The 17,649-nt window shown below is 68.2% G+C and carries 15 protein-coding genes; all 15 read left to right on the forward strand.

The annotated features are described in order from the left end of the window. Positions 1-4 precede the first annotated feature (4 nt). The 15 genes from nuoF (at position 5) to E2C06_RS03380 (ending at position 17,647) form a co-directional block, all read left to right on the forward strand. The gene (gene nuoF / locus E2C06_RS03310) at positions 5-1,318 is read left to right on the forward strand and encodes an NADH-quinone oxidoreductase subunit NuoF (protein WP_133287158.1); all 1,314 of its coding nucleotides are present in this window, start codon (positions 5-7) and stop codon (positions 1,316-1,318) included. A 7-nt stretch (positions 1,319-1,325) separates the two neighbouring features. Beyond that, positions 1,326-3,371, forward strand: coding sequence for an NADH-quinone oxidoreductase subunit NuoG (gene nuoG / locus E2C06_RS03315; protein ID WP_133287159.1), 2,046 nt, complete (start codon positions 1,326-1,328; stop codon positions 3,369-3,371). A 5-nt stretch (positions 3,372-3,376) separates the two neighbouring features. Then, a complete protein-coding gene (gene nuoH / locus E2C06_RS03320; RefSeq protein ID WP_133287160.1) occupies positions 3,377-4,387 on the forward strand; it encodes an NADH-quinone oxidoreductase subunit NuoH in 1,011 nt (336 codons plus the stop codon). Between the two features lie 12 nt (positions 4,388-4,399). Next, entirely contained in the window at positions 4,400-4,888 is a 489-nt protein-coding gene (nuoI, locus tag E2C06_RS03325; protein ID WP_133287161.1) for an NADH-quinone oxidoreductase subunit NuoI, read from the forward strand. Positions 4,889-4,990: 102 nt separating this feature from the next. Then, positions 4,991-5,689, forward strand: a complete 699-nt coding sequence (locus E2C06_RS03330; protein WP_133287162.1) for an NADH-quinone oxidoreductase subunit J — start codon at positions 4,991-4,993, stop codon at positions 5,687-5,689. Next, positions 5,689-6,000 carry an NADH-quinone oxidoreductase subunit NuoK gene (gene nuoK, locus E2C06_RS03335; RefSeq protein WP_133287163.1) on the forward strand — a complete coding sequence of 104 codons (312 nt, stop codon included), beginning with the start codon at positions 5,689-5,691 and terminating at the stop codon, positions 5,998-6,000. The genes E2C06_RS03330 and nuoK overlap by 1 nt, the downstream gene beginning before the upstream one ends. A 5-nt stretch (positions 6,001-6,005) precedes the next feature. Continuing rightward, entirely contained in the window at positions 6,006-7,994 is a 1,989-nt protein-coding gene (gene nuoL / locus E2C06_RS03340; protein WP_133287164.1) for an NADH-quinone oxidoreductase subunit L, read from the forward strand. 2 nt (positions 7,995-7,996) lie between these two features. Beyond that, the gene (locus E2C06_RS03345; protein ID WP_133287165.1) at positions 7,997-9,508 is read left to right on the forward strand and encodes an NADH-quinone oxidoreductase subunit M; all 1,512 of its coding nucleotides are present in this window, start codon (positions 7,997-7,999) and stop codon (positions 9,506-9,508) included. 4 nt (positions 9,509-9,512) lie between these two features. Next, the gene (gene nuoN / locus E2C06_RS03350; protein ID WP_133287166.1) at positions 9,513-10,934 is read left to right on the forward strand and encodes an NADH-quinone oxidoreductase subunit NuoN; all 1,422 of its coding nucleotides are present in this window, start codon (positions 9,513-9,515) and stop codon (positions 10,932-10,934) included. Continuing rightward, entirely contained in the window at positions 10,931-11,707 is a 777-nt protein-coding gene (locus tag E2C06_RS03355; protein WP_241671095.1) for a biotin--[acetyl-CoA-carboxylase] ligase, read from the forward strand. Before nuoN ends, E2C06_RS03355 begins: the two co-directional genes overlap by 4 nt. Before the next feature lie 4 nt (positions 11,708-11,711). Next, a complete protein-coding gene (locus E2C06_RS03360) occupies positions 11,712-12,515 on the forward strand; it encodes a type III pantothenate kinase (protein WP_133287167.1) in 804 nt (267 codons plus the stop codon). 150 nt (positions 12,516-12,665) lie between these two features. Beyond that, entirely contained in the window at positions 12,666-14,324 is a 1,659-nt protein-coding gene (locus tag E2C06_RS03365) for a ribonuclease J (RefSeq protein WP_133287168.1), read from the forward strand. Positions 14,325-14,392: 68 nt separating this feature from the next. Continuing rightward, positions 14,393-14,653 carry a DUF1467 family protein gene (locus tag E2C06_RS03370; protein WP_133287169.1) on the forward strand — a complete coding sequence of 87 codons (261 nt, stop codon included), beginning with the start codon at positions 14,393-14,395 and terminating at the stop codon, positions 14,651-14,653. A 415-nt stretch (positions 14,654-15,068) separates the two neighbouring features. Next, entirely contained in the window at positions 15,069-16,379 is a 1,311-nt protein-coding gene (gene proS, locus E2C06_RS03375; RefSeq protein WP_133287170.1) for a proline--tRNA ligase, read from the forward strand. A 14-nt stretch (positions 16,380-16,393) separates the two neighbouring features. Then, positions 16,394-17,647: a lipoprotein-releasing ABC transporter permease subunit gene (locus tag E2C06_RS03380; RefSeq protein WP_133287171.1), complete on the forward strand. Its 1,254-nt coding sequence runs from the start codon at positions 16,394-16,396 to the stop codon at positions 17,645-17,647. The last annotated feature ends 2 nt before the right edge of the window (positions 17,648-17,649 follow it).

Genomic DNA, 17,649 nt, shown 5'->3' on the forward strand with positions numbered 1-17,649 from the left:
GGCCGTGGCGCTGAGCGACAAGGACCGCATCTTCACCAACCTCTATGGCTTGCACGGCTGGCAGCTGGACGCTGCGCGCCGCCGCGGCCACTGGGACGGCACCAAGGGGCTGATCGAGAAGGGGCGCGACTGGATCATCGAGGAGGTCAAGAATTCGGGGCTGCGCGGCCGCGGCGGCGCCGGCTTCCCGACCGGCCTCAAATGGTCCTTCATGCCGAAGCAGGCGAGCGACCGGCCGCACTACCTCGTGGTGAACGCGGACGAGTCCGAGCCTGGCACCTGCAAGGACCGCGACATCCTGCGGCACGACCCGCATACGCTGGTCGAGGGCTGCCTGATCGCCGGCGTGGCGATGGGCGCGCATGCCGGCTACATCTATGTCCGCGGCGAATACTACAACGAGCACCTGGTGCTGCAGGCCGCGATCGACGAGGCCTATGCCGCCGGGCTGCTCGGCCCGAACGCATGCGGCGGCGGCTGGGATTTCGACCTCTACGTCCATCGCGGCGCCGGCGCCTATATCTGCGGCGAGGAGACGGCCCTCATCGAATCGCTCGAGGGCAAGAAGGGCATGCCGCGGCTGAAGCCGCCATTCCCCGCCGCCGTCGGGCTCTATGGCTGCCCGTCCACGGTCAACAACGTCGAGACCATCGCGGTGGTGCCGACCATCCTGCGGCGCGGCGCGTCCTGGTTCGCCGGCTTCGGGCGGCCGAAGAACAGCGGCACCAAGATCTTCTGCATCCAGGGCCACGTGAACAAGCCCTGCAATGTCGAGGAGGAGATGTCGATCCCGCTGCGCGAACTGATCGAGAAGCATGCCGGCGGCGTGCGCGGCGGCTGGGACAACCTGCTGGCGGTCATCCCGGGCGGCTCCTCCACGCCGATGATCCCGAAGGCAGTCTGCGACGACGTGCTGATGGACTTCGACGCGCTGCGCGAGCACAAGACCGGCCTCGGCACCGCCGGCGTCATCGTCATGGACAGGTCCACCGACCTGATCAAGGCGATCGCCCGGCTGTCCACCTTCTACAAGCATGAGAGCTGCGGCCAGTGCACGCCCTGCCGCGAGGGCATGGGCTGGGTAAAGCGCATGATGGACCGCATGGTCGAGGGCCGCGCCGAGGTCGACGAGATCGACGTGCTGGAACAGGTGACGCGGCAGATCGAGGGCCACACGATCTGTGCGCTGGCCGATGGCGGCGTTTGGCCGGTGCAGGGTCTGATCCGCCACTTCCGGCCGATGATGGAAGAACGCATTGCCGCCTACAAGGCCGCGAAGGGCTCGCCCGCGCCCACGCTGCCGATGGCGGCGGAGTAAGCGCGCGATGGCGAAGGTCACGGTCGACGGGATTGAGGTCGAGGTTCCGAGCGGCGTCTCCGTGCTGCAGGCCTGCGAGGCCGCCGGCCGCGAGATCCCGCGTTTCTGCTACCACGAACGCCTGTCCGTCGCCGGCAACTGCCGGATGTGCCTGGTCGAGGTCGAGAAGGCGCCAAAGCCTATCGCTTCCTGCGCCTATCCGGTCGCCGACGGCATGAAGGTTTTCACTGACAGCCCGATGGTCCGCAACGGCCGCCGCGGCGTCATGGAATTCCTGCTGATCAACCACCCGCTGGACTGCCCGATCTGCGACCAGGGCGGCGAGTGCGACCTGCAGGACCAGGCCGTTTCCTATGGCCTCGACCACAGCCGCTACAAGGAGGAGAAGCGGGCGGTCAAGGACAAGTACATGGGGCCGCTGGTCAAGACGATCATGACTCGCTGCATCCAGTGCACCCGCTGCGTGCGCTTCGCCACCGAGGTCGCCGGCGTGCCGGAACTCGGCGCGACGAACCGCGGCGAGAACATGGAAATCGGCACCTATGTCGAGAAGGCGCTGACCACGGAGCTGTCCGGCAACCTGATTGACATCTGCCCGGTCGGCGCGCTGACCAGCCGACCCTATGCCTTCGTCTCGCGCCCTTGGGAGCTGCGGAAGACCGACAGCATCGACGTGCTGGACGCGACGGGCACCAATATCCGCGTCGACACGCGCTCCGGCGAGGTGCTGCGCATCCTGCCGCGCACCAATGACGACGTGAACGAGGAATGGATGGCCGATCGCGGCCGCTTCTCCTTCGACGGGCTCAAGCGCCGCCGGCTGGATCGACCCTGGGTCAAGGTCGACGGCAAGCTGAAGCCCGCCACTTGGGCCGAGGCCTTCGGCGCGATCGCGGCGAAGTTCAAGGGCATCCCCGGCGAGCGCATCGGCGCCGTGGCCGGCGAGCTGGCGGATGCCGAGGCGATGGTGGTGCTGCGCGACCTGCTGGAGGCGCTCGGCAGCCGCAACCTCGAATGCCGCACCGACGGCGCGGCGCTCGATGCCTCGCGGCGCGACTTCTACACCTTCAACACCGGCATCGCCGGGATCGAGGAAGCGGACGCGCTGCTGATCATCGGCTGCAACCCGCGCACCGAATCACCGGTCATCAACGCCCGCATCTGCAAGCGGGTGGCCGGCGGCGGCGTCCCGGTCGGCTTCGTCGGGCCGCGCGGGCTCGACCTGACCTATCGGCACGACTGGCTGGGCGAGGGGGGCGTCACGTTGCGCGCCCTGGCCGACGGCACGCATCGCTTCAACGAGGTGCTGCGCGGCGCCGAGCGGCCGATGCTGATCCTCGGCCGCGACGCGCTGACCCGGGCCGACGGCGCGGCGGTGCTGGCGGCGGCCTGGCAGGTCGCGGCGCAGAACAACATGCTGCAGGCAGACTGGCACGGCTTCAACATGCTGCATCACTTCGGCGGCCAGGTGGCGGCGCTCGACCTCGGCTTCGTCCCGCCCGCCGGCGGCGCGGCGATCGCGCCGCAGATCCAGGCGCTCTGGCTGCTCGGCGCCGAGGTCGATCCGGCGGCGATCCCGGCCGGCGCCTTCGTCGTCTACCAGGGCCATCACGGCGAGGCCGCGGCGGCGCGGGCCGACGTCATCCTGCCCGGTGCCGCCTATACCGAGAAGGACGCGACCTGGGTGAACACCGAGGGCCGCGTGCAGCGCGGCCGCCTGGCGGTTTACCCCCCCGGCGAGGCGCGGGAGGATTGGAAGATCATCCGCGCAGCTTCCGAGGTACTGGGCAAGCGGCTGCCCTATGACTCGCTCGATGCGGTGCGGACGCGGCTTGCCGCGGTGAACCCGGCCTTCGGTGGCGAGGGCTTCGCGCCGCATGGCTGCGCCGACCTGGCGGGCCCCGCCGGCGACGCCACGGCGGTGACCGACGCGGCCTTCGCGCCCGTGGCCGGCAACTACTGGCAGGCCGACGTCATCAGCCGCGCCTCCCCGACCATGGCGGAATGCGCCAAGGTCTATGCCGCGCCCGCCGCGGCGCTGGCGGCGGAGTAGGGCCGATGGACGGTTTCCTCGCGTCACCCGTCGGCATCCTGGCCATCACCGTGGCGCAGACCCTGGCGCTGCTGGTGCCGGTGCTGATCGGCGTCGCCTACCTGACGCTGGCCGAGCGCAAGGTGCTCGCGGCGATGCAGATGCGGAAGGGCCCCAACGTGGTCGGCCCCTTCGGCCTGCTGCAGCCCTTCGCCGACGCCATCAAGATGCTGATGAAGGAAACCATCGTGCCCTCGGGCGCGAGCCGGTTCCTGTTCATCCTGGCGCCGATGCTGCTGTTCATGCTGGCGATGCTGGCCTGGGCGGTAATCCCGGTGAACGATGGCTGGGCGATCGCCGACATCAATGTCGGCGTGCTGTACCTGTTCGCCATCTCGTCGCTCGGCGTCTACGGCATCATCATCGCCGGCTGGGCGTCCAATTCGAAATACGCCTTCCTCGGCGCGCTGCGCTCGGCGGCGCAGATGGTCAGCTACGAGGTCTCGATGGGCTTCGTCATCGTGACCGTGCTGCTCTGCGTCGGCTCGCTGAACCTGTCGGAGGTGGTCCGGGCGCAGAGCAGGGTCTGGTTCTTCATCCCGCTCTTCCCGATGTTCGTCATCTTCTTCATCAGCACCCTGGCCGAGACGAACCGGGCGCCCTTCGACCTGCCGGAAGGCGAATCCGAATTGGTGGCGGGCTTCTTCGTCGAATACAGCTCGATGTCCTTCGCGCTGTTCTTCCTCGGCGAATATGCGAACATGATCCTGATGTCGGCGCTGACGACGATCCTGTTCCTCGGCGGCTGGCTGCCGCCGATGGCGATCGAGCCCTTCATCTGGATCCCCGGGCCGATCTGGTTCATCCTGAAGATCTGCCTTTGCCTCTTCACCTTTATCTGGGTCCGCGCGACCTTCCCGCGCTACCGCTATGACCAGCTAATGCGGCTGGGCTGGAAGGTCTTCCTGCCTTTCAGCCTGGTCTGGCTGATTCTGACGGCGGCCGTGCTCAAGCTCGCCGGCTGGCTGCCGGCGTAAGGATTGAACGAGATGGCAACCCTCGATCGCGTCGCGCGCAGCCTGCTGCTGTCGGAGCTGGTCTCCGGCATGGCGCTGACGCTGAGCTATTTCTTCAAGCCCAAGGTCACCATCAACTACCCCTACGAGAAGGGCCCGATCTCGCCCCGCTTCAAGGGTGAGCACGCGCTGCGCCGCTACCCCAACGGGGAAGAGCGCTGCATCGCCTGCAAGCTGTGCGAGGCCGTCTGCCCCGCCCAGGCGATCACCATCGAGGCGGAGCCGCGCGAGGATGGCAGCCGCCGCACCACGCGCTACGACATCGACATGGTGAAGTGCATCTATTGCGGCATGTGCGAGGAAGCCTGCCCGGTGGACGCCATCGTCGAGGGGCCGAATTTCGAGTTTACCACCGAGACGCGCGAGGAGCTGCTCTACGACAAGCACAAGCTGCTCTCGAATGGCGACCGGTGGGAACCGGAACTCGCCAAACGGCTCGAGCTCGACGCCCCCTACCGCTGACCTTTCCCCGGGCCGCCGCAAGCGGCCCGGTTCCTGTCTACCGCGCCCTTTCGGCGCCACACCGGACGATGCCATGATGCAGCAACGGCCTGGAGGCACGCGATGATCGCCGCGCTCGCCTTCTATCTCTTCGCGGCCATCCTGATCGCCTCCGCGGTCATGGTGGTCACGGCGCGCAATCCGGTCCACAGCGTGCTGTTCCTGATCCTCGCCTTCTTCAACGCCGCGGCGCTTTTCCTGATCGCCGGGGCCGAGTTCCTGGCGATGATCCTGGTCATCGTCTATGTCGGCGCCGTCGCGGTGCTGTTCCTCTTTGTTGTCATGATGCTGGACATCGACTTCGCCCGGCTGCGCGAGGGCTTCCAGCGCTATGCCCCGGTCGGCGCGGTGGTCGGCGGCATCTTGTTCCTCGAGCTGGTGCTGGTGCTCGGCAGCTGGACCTTTGCCGACCAGGCGGACGACCTGCGGCTCTCGCCCAATCCGGGCGCGACGGTCACCAATGCCGAGGCGATCGGCCGCATCCTCTATACCGACTACGTCTACCTGTTCCAGGCCTCCGGCCTGATCCTGCTGGTCGCCATGATTGGCGCCATCGTGCTGACCCACCGCGAGCGTCCAGGCACCCGCCGGCAGAACATCGCCGCGCAGGTCTCCCGCAGCGGGTCCATCAGCATGGAGAAGGTGCCGACCGGGGCCGGCATCAAGACGCTCGGCATCCGCCGCCCGCCTGAGCCGGAAGCCGAGGCGCCGAAGGTCACGCACGACGCCGGACATGGACGCGGCCACGGGGGGCACCACTGATGCTGACCATCGGCCTTGCCCATTACCTCACCATCGGCGCGATCCTGCTTGTTCTGGGCGTCTTCGGTATCTTCCTGAACCGGAAGAACGTCATCGTCATCCTGATGAGCGTCGAGCTCATCCTGCTCTCGGTGAACCTGAACTTCGTCGCGTTCTCCGCTTGGCTGGACGACCTGACCGGCCAGATCTTCGCCATGTTCGTCCTGACCGTGGCGGCCGCCGAGGCGGCGATCGGCCTGGCCGTCGTCGTCATCTACTTCCGCAACCGCGGCAGCATCGAGGTCGAGGGTATCTCGACCCTGAAGGGCTGAGCTCCATGTTCGTCGGCGCCATCTTCTTCCCACTGCTCGGGGCGACCATCAGCGGCCTGTTCGGCCGCTGGCTCGGCGACAGGCTCGCGCAATGGGCTTCCGTGCTCTGCATGGTGCTGGCCGCCGTCTGCGGCGTGCTGGCCTTCGGCCAGGTCGCGCTCGGCGGCCATCCCGTGGTCCAGCCGATCTGGACCTGGATGGATGTGGGCGGGCTCGAGGTGTCCTGGGCGCTCCGCTACGACACGCTCAGCGTCGTCATGGTGGCCATGGTCACCTTCATCTCGACCCTGATCCACCTCTATTCCGTCGGCTACATGTCGCACGACGCGACGCCGGCGCGCTTCTTCGCCTACCTGTCGCTCTTCACCTTCATGATGCTGATGCTGGTGACCGCCGACAACCTCGCCCAGCTCTTCTTCGGCTGGGAGGGCGTCGGCCTCGCGAGCTACCTGCTGATCGGCTACTGGTACGACCGCGAGAGCGCCAATCGCGCGGCGATGAAGGCCTTCATCGTCAACCGCGTCGGCGACGTCTTCTTCATGCTGGGCCTGGCGCTCACCTACTACGTCTTCGGCAGCATCGAATTCGCCACCATCTTCCCGGCGGTCGAGGCGCATACCAACGACCTGTTCCTCGGCGTGAATGCCGTGGAGCTGATCGCGGTGCTGCTCTTCCTCGGCGCCTGCGGCAAGTCGGCGCAGCTCGGCCTGCATACCTGGCTGCCGGACGCCATGGAGGGCCCGACGCCGGTATCCGCGCTGATCCATGCCGCGACCATGGTGACCGCTGGCGTCTTCCTGGTCTGCCGCATGTCGCCGGTCTTCGAATATGCGCCGACCGCCAAGATGATCGTCACCGTTGTCGGCGCCAGCACGGCCTTTTTCGCCGCGACCATCGGCTGCGTGCAGAACGACATCAAGCGGGTCATCGCCTATTCGACCTGCTCGCAGCTCGGCTACATGTTCTTCGCCGCCGGCGTCGGCGCCTATCAGGTGGCGATGTTCCACCTCTTCACCCATGCCTTCTTCAAGGCGCTGCTCTTCCTGTCGGCCGGCAGCGTGATCCACGCCATGTCGGACGAGCAGGACATGCGCCGCATGGGCGGCATCTGGACCAAGATCCCGGTCACCTATGCGGTCATGTGGATCGGCAACCTGGCGCTGGCCGGCATCCCCTTCTTCGCTGGCTACTATTCCAAGGATGCGATCCTGGAGGCCGCCTATGCCAGCCACGGCGGCGCGGGCCTCTACGCCTTCGTCATGGGCATGATCGCCGCCTTCCTGACCGCCTTCTACTCCTGGCGCCTGCTGATCATGACCTTCCACGGCGCGCCGCGGGCGGACCACCACACGATGGAGCACGTGCACGAGAGCCCGTTGGTCATGCTGGTGCCGCTGCTGCTGCTGGCGGTGGGCGCGGTGCTGACCGGCTACATCTTCGCGCCGCTCTTCGTCGGCGAGCACGCGCACGACTTCTGGCACGGCGCCATCTTCAACGGGGCGGACAACCACGTCCTGCACGCGATGCACGAGGTGCCGGAATGGGTGCCGCTGGCACCGACCGTGATGGGTGTGGCCGGCATCGCGCTGGCCTACCTGATGTACATGGTGGCGCCGGGCCTGCCGGTGCGCCTGGCACAGATGTTCAGCGCCCGGCCGCAGCTGGTCCGCGCCCTGCCGCTGATCCCGGCGGAGGGCGCCGAGCAGCGGACCGAGCCTGATCCGGGCGGCCTCTACGGTTTCCTGCTGAAGAAGTGGTACTTCGACGAGCTCTACGACGCGATTTTCGTCCAGCCGGCCCGCCGGCTCGCCGACATCTTCTGGAAGACCGGCGATGCCCGGATCATCGACGGCATGCCGAACGGCGCGGCGGACCTGGCGGTCCAGGTCTCGCGCGGAGCGGTCCGCATCCAGACGGGACGGGTGGCGAACTACGCCTTCGCCATGATCATCGGCCTGGTCGTCTTCATCTCTCTCTTCCTGATCGGGCGCTGATAATGAACGCCGCAGGCTTCCCGCTGCTCTCGCTCGTCACCTTCCTGCCGCTGGCAGGCGCGCTGATCATCATGTCGGTGCGCGGCGACGAGGAGGTCGTCGCCCGCAATGCCCGCTGGACCGCGCTCTGGACCAGCCTCATCGTCTTCCTGCTCAGCCTCATCCTCTGGGCCAGGTTCGACCAGTCCTCGGCGGCCTTCCAGTTCGAGGAGAAACTCGCCTGGCTGCCGGAATTCGGCGTCGGCTACCACATGGGCGTCGACGGCATCTCCGTTCTCTTCGTGCTGCTCTCGACTGCGCTGACGCCGCTTTGCATCCTCGCCTCCTGGGAGGCGATCGGCACTCGCGTGCGGGAATACATGATCGCCTTCCTCGTCCTTGAGACAATGATGGTCGGCATGTTCGCCGCGCTCGACTTCATCGTCTTCTACGTCTTCTTCGAGGCCGTGCTGATCCCGATGTTCCTGATCATCGGCGTCTGGGGCGGGCCTCGGCGGGTCTACGCCGCCTTCAAGTTCTTCCTCTACACGCTGCTCGGCAGCGTGCTGATGCTGCTGGCGATCCTCTATCTCTGGTACAATGCCGGCACCACCGACATCCCGGAGCTCTTCGCGCAGGCGGTGCCGCGCTCGGCGCAGACCTGGATCTTCTTCGCCTTCCTCGCCTCCTTCGCGGTGAAGGTGCCGATGTGGCCGGTGCATACCTGGCTGCCGGATGCGCACGTGGAGGCGCCGACCGCGGGCTCGGTGATCCTGGCCGGCGTGCTGCTGAAGATGGGCGCCTACGGCTTTCTCCGCTTCACCCTGCCGCTGCTGCCCGAGGCGACGGCGACCTTCGCGCCGCTGATCTTCGTCCTCTCGGTCGTCGCCGTGGTCTACACATCCCTCGTCGCGCTCGCGCAGGAGGACATGAAGAAGCTGATCGCCTATTCCTCGGTCGCCCATATGGGCATCGTGACGATCGGCATCTTCACGCTGAACCAGCAGGGGCTCTCGGGCGCGCTCTTCACCATGCTGGCGCATGGCGTCGTCTCCGGCGCGCTCTTCCTCTGCGTCGGCGTGCTCTACGACCGTGTCCATAGCCGCGAGATCCTGCGCTACGGCGGCGTCGCCGGGATCATGCCGGCCTACGCCATGGTCTTCATGCTCTTCACCATGGCCTCGGTCGGCCTACCCGGCCTCGCCAACTTCGTCGGCGAGTTCCTGGTGATCGTCGGCGCCTGGAAGGTGAACCCCTGGGTTGCCTTCGGCGCGGCCACCGGCATGGTGCTCGGGGCGGGCTACATGCTCTACCTCTATCGCCGGGTCAGCTTCGGCAAGATCACCCGCGACGACCTGCGCATGCTGCTCGACCTCAGCCCGCGGGAATACGTGGTCTTCGCGCCACTGATCGTCCTGACCCTGTGGATGGGCATCTATCCGCAGTCCTTCCTCTCCTTCTTCGAAGTCTCGGTCGCCGCGCTGGTGCAGCGGCACGAGGCGGCGCTCGGCGCCGCGCGCCTGGCGGGGATGTAAGCCGATGATCTGGACCCTTGCCCTGCCGGAGCTGGTGCTCGCCGTCTCCGGCCTCGTCATCCTCGCCGCCGGGGTGATCCCGAAGCGGGAGACCTTCTTCCCGGTCTCCATGGCCTGCGTCGGCGCGCTGCTGCTTGCCGCCATGCTGGTGCTTGGCCAGGCGGAAGGCACCGCGCTCGGCGGCCACTACGTCTCCGACGCCTTCAGCGGCTTCATGAAGTTCCTGGCGCTCTCGGCCGCCGCGGTCGGCATCCTGCTCTCGCTCGACTTCAACGAGCGCGAGGGCACCGCCCGCTTCGAATTTCCGGTGCTCATGCTCTTCGCCACGCTCGGCGCGATGGTCATGATCTCGGCCAACGACCTGCTCTCTCTCTACCTCGGGCTCGAGCTGCTCTCGCTGCCGCTCTACGTGCTGGCCGCCTTCAACCGCGACAACGGCCGCTCGGCCGAAGCGGGGCTGAAGTACTTCGTGCTCGGCGCGCTCGCCTCCGGCCTGCTGCTCTATGGCAGCTCGCTGGTCTACGGCTTCGCCGGCACCACCAATTTCGACCGCCTCGGCGAGGCCTTCTCCGAGCCGAACGGCATCTCGGCCGGCGTCATCGTCGGCGTCGTCTTCGTCATCACCGGCCTTGCCTTCAAGGTTTCGGCGGTGCCCTTCCACATGTGGACGCCGGACGTCTACGAAGGCGCGCCGACCCCGGTGACCGCCTTCTTCGCCTCTGCCCCTAAGGTTGCCGCCATCGCCCTGCTGGCCCGCGTGCTGCTCGGCCCCTTCGGCGACCTCGTGGCGCAGTGGCAGCAGGTGATCGTGCTGGTGTCGCTGGGGTCGATGATCCTCGGCGCCTTTGCCGCCATCGGGCAGCGCAACCTCAAGCGCCTGATGGCCTATTCCTCGATCGGCCATGTCGGCTACGCGCTGATGGGCCTCGCGGTCGGCAGCGACATCGGGCTGCGCGGCCTGCTGGTCTACATGGCGATCTACGTCTTCATGAACCTCGGCACCTTCGCGGTGCTGGTCTCCATGCGCCGCGCCGGGCGTTCGGTGGAGGGGATCGAGGACCTCGCCGGGCTCGGCCGCACCGACCCGGTGACGGCGATGTGGATGGCCGTATTCATGTTCTCCATGGCCGGCATCCCGCCGCTCGCCGGCTTCTTCGGCAAGCTCTATGTGTTCCTGGCGGCCGTGCAGGGCGCCTTCTGGACGCTCGCGGTGGTCGGCGTGCTGACCAGCGTGGTTTCCGCCTACTACTACCTGCGCATCGTCAAGGTGATGTATTTCGACGCGCCGATCGGCAACCTGGACCGCGCGCCGACCAGCCTCACCATGGTGATGGCCGGCACGGGCCTCTTCACCGCGTTCTTCGCCCTGTGGCCGGCGCCGATGCTGGCGGCGGCCCAGGCCGCCGCTGCGGCCCTGCTGGGGTGATCACCACCGGCCAGGGTGGGGCCGCCCAGGGGGACCTGGTTCCGGCTCTGCCGCCTGGCTGGCGGCTCGAGGTGCACGCGGCGCTGCCGAGCACCTCCGCCCTTCTGGCGCGGCGCGCAGAGGCGGGCGAGGCCGAGGGCCTCGCCATCCGGGCGCTGGAGCAGACCGCCGGGCGGGGCAGGGCAGGCCGCGCCTGGGCCTCGCCGCCCGGCAACCTTTATCTCTCGGTCCTCCTGCGCCCGGCCGGCCCGGCACGCGAGGCGCCGCAATGGAGCCTGCTGGCCGGCGTCGCGCTGGCCGAGGCGGCGGCGGGGCACGTCCCCGACCCTGCCGCGTTGCGGCTGAAATGGCCGAACGACCTTCTGCTCGGGGGCGCCAAGGCGGGCGGGATCCTGGCCGAGAGCGCGCTGACGCCGGCGGGCGCAGTCGCCTGGCTGGTGCTCGGCATCGGGGTCAACCTGGCGCATGCGCCGGCGCTGCCGGACCGCCCGACCGCGGTGCTGGATGGCGCCGGACTGCCCGAGGCTTTTGCCGTCAGGCTGCTCGCGCGGCTGTCGCATTGGCGGGAGGTGCAGCGCGGCGAGGGCTTCGCCCCGGTTCGCGCCGCCTGGCGCCGCTTCGGCCCGGCTGCCGGGGAGCGCATCGTGCTCCGTGCCCTGCCGGGCGGGGGGGACTTCGCGGGGCTCGCCGAGGATGGCAGCCTGCTGCTCGATATCGACGGGACACGGCGGGCCATTCCCGCCGGCGAGATCCTGTCTCCTGGAGAGGCCTGAGGCCATGCTGCTCGCGATTGATGCAGGAAACACGAACGTGGTCTTCGCCGTGCACGACGGCACGGAATGGCGCGGTCGCTGGCGCATCGCGACGCGGCCGGACCGGACCTCCGACGAATATGCCGTCTGGCTGCTGGCGCTGCTGACGCATTGCAACCTGAGGATCGCCGAGATCGACCGCTGCGTCATCGGCACGGTGGTTCCCGCCGCGCTCTACAACCTGCGCCGGCTGTCACGCGAATGGTTCCAGGTCGAGCCGCTGATCGCCCGCGCCGCGGTCGATTGGGGCTTCGACATCCGGGTGGAGCGGCCGCAGGAGGTGGGCGCCGACCGGCTGCTGAACTCGCTGGCGTCCCACCACCATTACAAGGGGCCGCTGGTTGTCATCGATTTCGGCACTGCCACCACCTTTGACGTGGTCGACAAGGACGGTGCCTATCTCGGCGGCGTCATCGCCCCCGGGGTCAACCTCTCGCTCGAGGCGCTGCATCAGGCCGCGGCGCGGCTGCCGCGGATCGGCATCGGCCGACCCCAGGCGGTGATCGGCCGCGATACGGTGGCCGCCATGCAGTCCGGCATCTATTGGGGCTACGTCGGCCTGATCGAGGGCATCGTCGGCCGGATCCAGGCCGAGTACGAGGCACATCTGAAAGTGGTCGCAACCGGCGGCCTGGCCCCGCTTTTCTCGGAAGGCACGACGATCATCGAGAAGATTGACCCCGATATCACGCTGGAGGGGCTCCGCCTGTTGGCGGAACGCAATCCTGTCCCCACCTTGCAGAGGACGGTTCTGCGCGACTCCCTCTGAGCGCGAGGCAGCTTCCGGCCCGACCCCCGCAGGCCAGGCGCCTGCCGCGGCTGCGGCCGGAACCTGCATCGCGCTTGCAACAGTAAGGCCAGGGTCAGGCTGCCTCCGCTCGGGGCCGGCGCAGCCCTGGGGACAGGTATGGACGATTACATGACGACGGCCGGACCCGATCCGGCCGGTGACCTCGCATTCATTCCCCTCGGCGGCACCGGCGAGATCGGGATGAACCTCAACGTCTACCGCTGTGACGGCAAGCTGCTTGCCATCGACTGCGGCATCGGCTTCGGCGGGCCGGAAAACCCGGAAATCGAGGTGATGGTCCCGGACCCCGTCTGGCTCGCCGAGCGGCGGGACCGGCTGGTCGGGCTGGTGATCACCCATGCGCACGAGGACCATGTCGGCGCCGTGGCGCATCTCTGGCCCATGCTGCGCTGCCCGATCTATGCCGGGCCGTTCGTCACCGCCGTGCTGCGGCGGAAGCTCGGCGAGGCCGGGCTGCTGGGCGAGGCGAAGATCATTACCGTGCCGCTCGGCGGGCGGCTGACGCTGCCGAATTTCGACCTGGAATTCCTTCGCGTCGCCCATTCGGTGCCGGAAGCCCAGGCGGTCGCCATCCGCACCCGGCACGGCATCGTGGTGCATACGGGCGACTGGAAGCTGGACCCCGAGCCGCTGATCGGCGAGCCGACCGACGAGGCCGCCTTCGCCCGGCTGGGCGAGGAGGGCGTCCTCGCCATGGTCTGCGATTCGACCAATGCGCTGGTCGAGGGGCATTCCGGCTCCGAGGCCGAGGTGCGGCGGAACCTGACCGCCATCATCCGTAGCCTGAAGGGCCGGGTCGCGGTCAGCTGCTTCGCCACCAACGTGGCGCGGGTCGAGAGCATTACCCGCGCGGCCATGGCGGCCGGGCGGCAGGTCGCGCTGTTCGGGCGGTCCCTGCGCAATGCCGAGGCGGCGGCACGGGAATGCGGCTACCTCCGCGACATCCCACCCTATGTGCCGGAGGAGGAGGCGGGCTTCATCCCCGACGACAACCTCCTGCTGATCTGCACCGGCAGCCAGGGCGAGCCGCGCTCGGCGCTGGCCAAGATCGGCGCCGATACCCATCCGCAGATTGCACTGGGGGAGGGCGACACGGTCATCTTCTCCTCCCGCATGATCCCGGGGAACGAGCGGGGGATCCTGCTGCTGCAGGACCAGCTGGCGCGCCGCGGCTGCAAGGTGATGACTGCCGACGACCACATGGTCCATGTCTCGGGCCACCCGGCGCGGGACGAGCTGAAGCGCCTCTACCAGCTGGTCCGGCCGAAATACGCCGTGCCGGTGCATGGCGAGTGGCGGCACCTGTCGGAACACGCCGCCCTGGCCAAGGACCTCCAGGCTATCCCGGTGCTAGTCGAGGATGGCGACGTCCTCCAGCTCGCGCCCGGCCGGCCGGACGTGGTCGAGGGCGTGCCGACCGGCCGCCTCGCGGTCGACAACGGCCGCCTGCTGCCGATCACCGGCGGGGTTCTGGCCGCACGCAAGCGCATGCTGTTCAACGGCGTGGTCATGGCCTCCTTCGCCGTCGACGAGGCGGGGCGGGTGCTCGGCACGCCGCAGGTCTCGGCGCCCGGCCTGCTGGACGGTGACGACCATATCGGCGCCCAGCTCGCCGCCGACCTGGCGCGGGCGGTGGGCGACCTGCCGAGCGGCCTGCGGCGGGAGGATGACGCCCTGCGCGAGGCGGCGCGCTCCGTGCTGCGGAAGGCGATCGGCCGGCGGCTGCGCAAGCGGCCGAATGTCGAGGTCCACCTGCTGCGGGTCTAGCGGCCCGCCGCCTCATGGCCGGGCGGCGGTCCGGCCACCCTCTCCATCCGCGCTATCCGGAGTGTCCCATGGGCTGGGCCAGCGGACTCGTCGTCTTTTTCCTGTTGTGGTGGCTGACCTTCTTCGCGGTCCTGCCGATCGGCACGCAGCCGAATCCGGACGGCGATTCGGCGACCGGCTGGCGCGGGGTGCCGGAAAGGCCGCGGATGCTGCGGAAGGTGGCGATCACCACCCTTGTCGCCTGTGTCTTGTGGCTTGGGTTCTATGTTTTGGAGGAGAGTGATTGGCTCAGCTTCCGGTCTGGCTGGCTCGCCTTGCCGGAAAAATGAGCGACTTTTCAGCCTTTTGGCTGATGTCGCCTTCGTCCTGAGCAGTTTGCACCTGGAAGCCGTTTTTTTCCGCTTTTCCAGCAGCTTTTGCCGTTGTCCGGCGTTCGGTCTCCGCGTCACCATGCTTGCAGAGAGAGGGTTGTTCCTCTCTCTGCCGTGTGACTGGCGTTTCCTCCCTAAACTCGGGCCGCACCCAGCGGGTGCGGCCCTTTTTTTGTCTACAGGACCGGTCGCCCGGCGCCAAGTGGAAACATCTACCGGCCCAGCGAATTCTTTCTTCTTCGGTCGTGCTGCGCTGCAGCGAAGAAAGAAAATTGCGGAAGCTTCCGACCTTTTGGTTCCTACGCGCTTGGCATCCCCGTCGCCGTGATTCCGGGCTAAAGGGAAGCCAGACCGTGCCCCCGAGGAGTCCGCCTTGCGCCTGTCCCGCGCCTTCCTGCCCACGCTGAAGGAAACCCCGGCCGAGGCGCAGATCGCCTCGCACCGGCTGATGCTGCGCGCCGGCATGGTCCGGCAGACCAGCGCCGGCATCTATGCCTGGCTGCCGCTGGGCTGGCGGGTGCTGCAGAAGGTCGAGCAGATCGTCCGCGAGGAGCAGGACGCCGCCGGTGCCCAGGAAATCCTGATGCCGACGATCCAGACCGCCGATCTCTGGCGCGCCAGCGGGCGCTACGATGCCTATGGCCCGGAGATGCTGCGGCTGAAGGATCGCCACGACCGCGAGATGCTCTTCGGCCCGACCAACGAGGAGATGGTCACCGACATCTTCCGCACCTACGCCAAGTCCTACCGCGACTTGCCGCGCAACCTCTACCACATCCAGTGGAAGTTCCGGGACGAGGTGCGCCCGCGCTTCGGCGTCATGCGCGGCCGCGAGTTCCTGATGAAGGACGCCTATTCCTTCGACCTCGACTATGCGGGGGCGCAGAAGAGCTACCGGCAGATGTTCGTTGCCTATCTCAGGACCTTCGCGCTGATGGGGCTGAAGGCGATCCCGATGCAGGCCGATACCGGGCCGATCGGCGGCAACCTCTCCCACGAATTCCTCATCCTGGCGGAGACCGGCGAGAGCCAGGTCTACCTGCACAAGGACCTGCTGGATTTCGACGTGCTGTCGAAGCCGGTGGACTACGAGGGCGATCTCTCGGCCACGGTCGACTTCTGGACCAGCCGCTACGCCGCGACCGACGAGAAGCACGACGCGGCCGCCTGGGCGCAGGTCCCGGTCGGGAGCCAGGTCTCAGCCCGCGGCATCGAGATCGGCCACATCTTCTATTTCGGCACCAAGTACAGCGCGACCATGGGGCTTTCGGTCAGCGGGCCGGACGGCAAGCCGGTGGTGCCGGAGATGGGCAGCTACGGTATCGGCGTCTCCCGCCTGGTCGGCGCCATCATCGAGGCCAACCACGACGAGGCCGGTATCAAATGGCCGGATTCCATTGCGCCCTTCAAGGTCGCGGTGCTGAACCTGAAGCCTGGCGATGCCGCGGCCGACGCGCTGTCCGAGAGGGTCTATGCCGCCTTCGACCCGGATGCCGTCTATGACGACCGGCCCGACCGGGCCGGGGCGAAATTCGCCGATGCCGACCTGCTCGGCTATCCCTGGCAGGCGATCATCGGCCCGCGCGGCGCGGCGAACGGGATGGTCGAGCTGAAGCGCCGCGCGACCGGGGAGCGGGTGGAGCTTTCCGCCGAGGATGCCATCGCCCGGATCAAGGGCGCCTGAGCACCCGTCCGCCGATGTTCGGCGCCTTCGAGCGCATGGTGGCCTGGCGCTACCTGCGCGCCCGCAAGGGGGAGCGCTTCGTCTCCGTCACCGCCGCCTTCTCGCTGGCCGGCATCGCCCTCGGCGTTGCCGCGCTCATCATCGTCATGGCGGTCATGAACGGTTTCCGGCAGGACCTTGTCGGCCGGATCATCGGCCTGAACGGGCACCTGACCGTGCAGCCGGAAAAAGGCCGTGCACTGCCGGACCATGCGGCGCTGGCGGCAAAGCTGCGTGGCCTGCCGGGGGTGGAGCAGGCCTCCCCCACCGTCGAGGGCCAGGTGCTGCTGACCGGCGAGTCCGGCGGCGCGGGCGGCGGCCTGGTGCGCGGCATCGCACCGGAGGATCTGCGGGCCCGTGCCGTCATTGCGCGCGGGATCCGCCGCGGCAGCCTCGGCGATTTCGGCGGCGAGGACACGGTGGTGGTCGGCATCCGCCTGGCCGGCCGGATGGGGCTGCGGCTCGGCGACCGGCTCACGCTGGTCCTGCCGCAGGCCCGCGGCGCCGATTTCAGCGTGGCGCCGAAGCAGCGCGGCTTCCGCGTGGTGGCAATGTTCGAGATCGGCATGCCGGAATACGACAGCCGACAGGTTTTCATCCCGCTGCAAGCGGCGCAGGAGTTCTTCGGCCTGGGCGAGGCCGTCAGCCAGGTCGAGCTGCTGGTCGCCGACCCGACCCAGGTGGCGCCGGTGACGGTGGCGGTGCGCGCCGCGCTGGCCGGCCAGCCGCTGCGGATCGCCGACTGGCAGGGCGCCAACAGCAGCATCTATGCCGCGGTGGTGGTCGAGCGGAACGTGATGTTCTTGATCCTGACCCTGATCGTGGTGGTGGCGGCCTTCAACATCATCTCCTCCCTTACCATGCTGGTGAAGGACAAGGGCCGCGACATCGCCATCCTGCGCACCATGGGCGCCGGCAGCGGCGCCATCCTGCGGATCTTCCTGCTCTGCGGCGCGACCGTCGGCTGCGGCGGGACCTTGATTGGCTTTGCGCTCGGCCTCGGCATCGCTACCAATTTCGACGTGCTGCGGGCCTGGCTGCTGGCGCTGGAAGGCACGCCCTTCTTCCGCCCCGAGCTGCTCTTCCTGACGCAGCTGCCGGCGGTGGTGGAGCCGCGCGAGGTGGCGACGGTGCTGGCCATGGGCCTCGGCCTCTCGTTGCTGGCGACTCTCTATCCCAGCTGGCGGGCGGCGCGGATCGACCCGGCCCAGGCGCTGCGGCATGGCTGAGG

It is taken from the genome of Dankookia rubra (genome assembly GCF_004355005.1).
In the GTDB taxonomy this organism is placed as follows: domain Bacteria; phylum Pseudomonadota; class Alphaproteobacteria; order Acetobacterales; family Acetobacteraceae; genus Paracraurococcus; species Paracraurococcus ruber_A.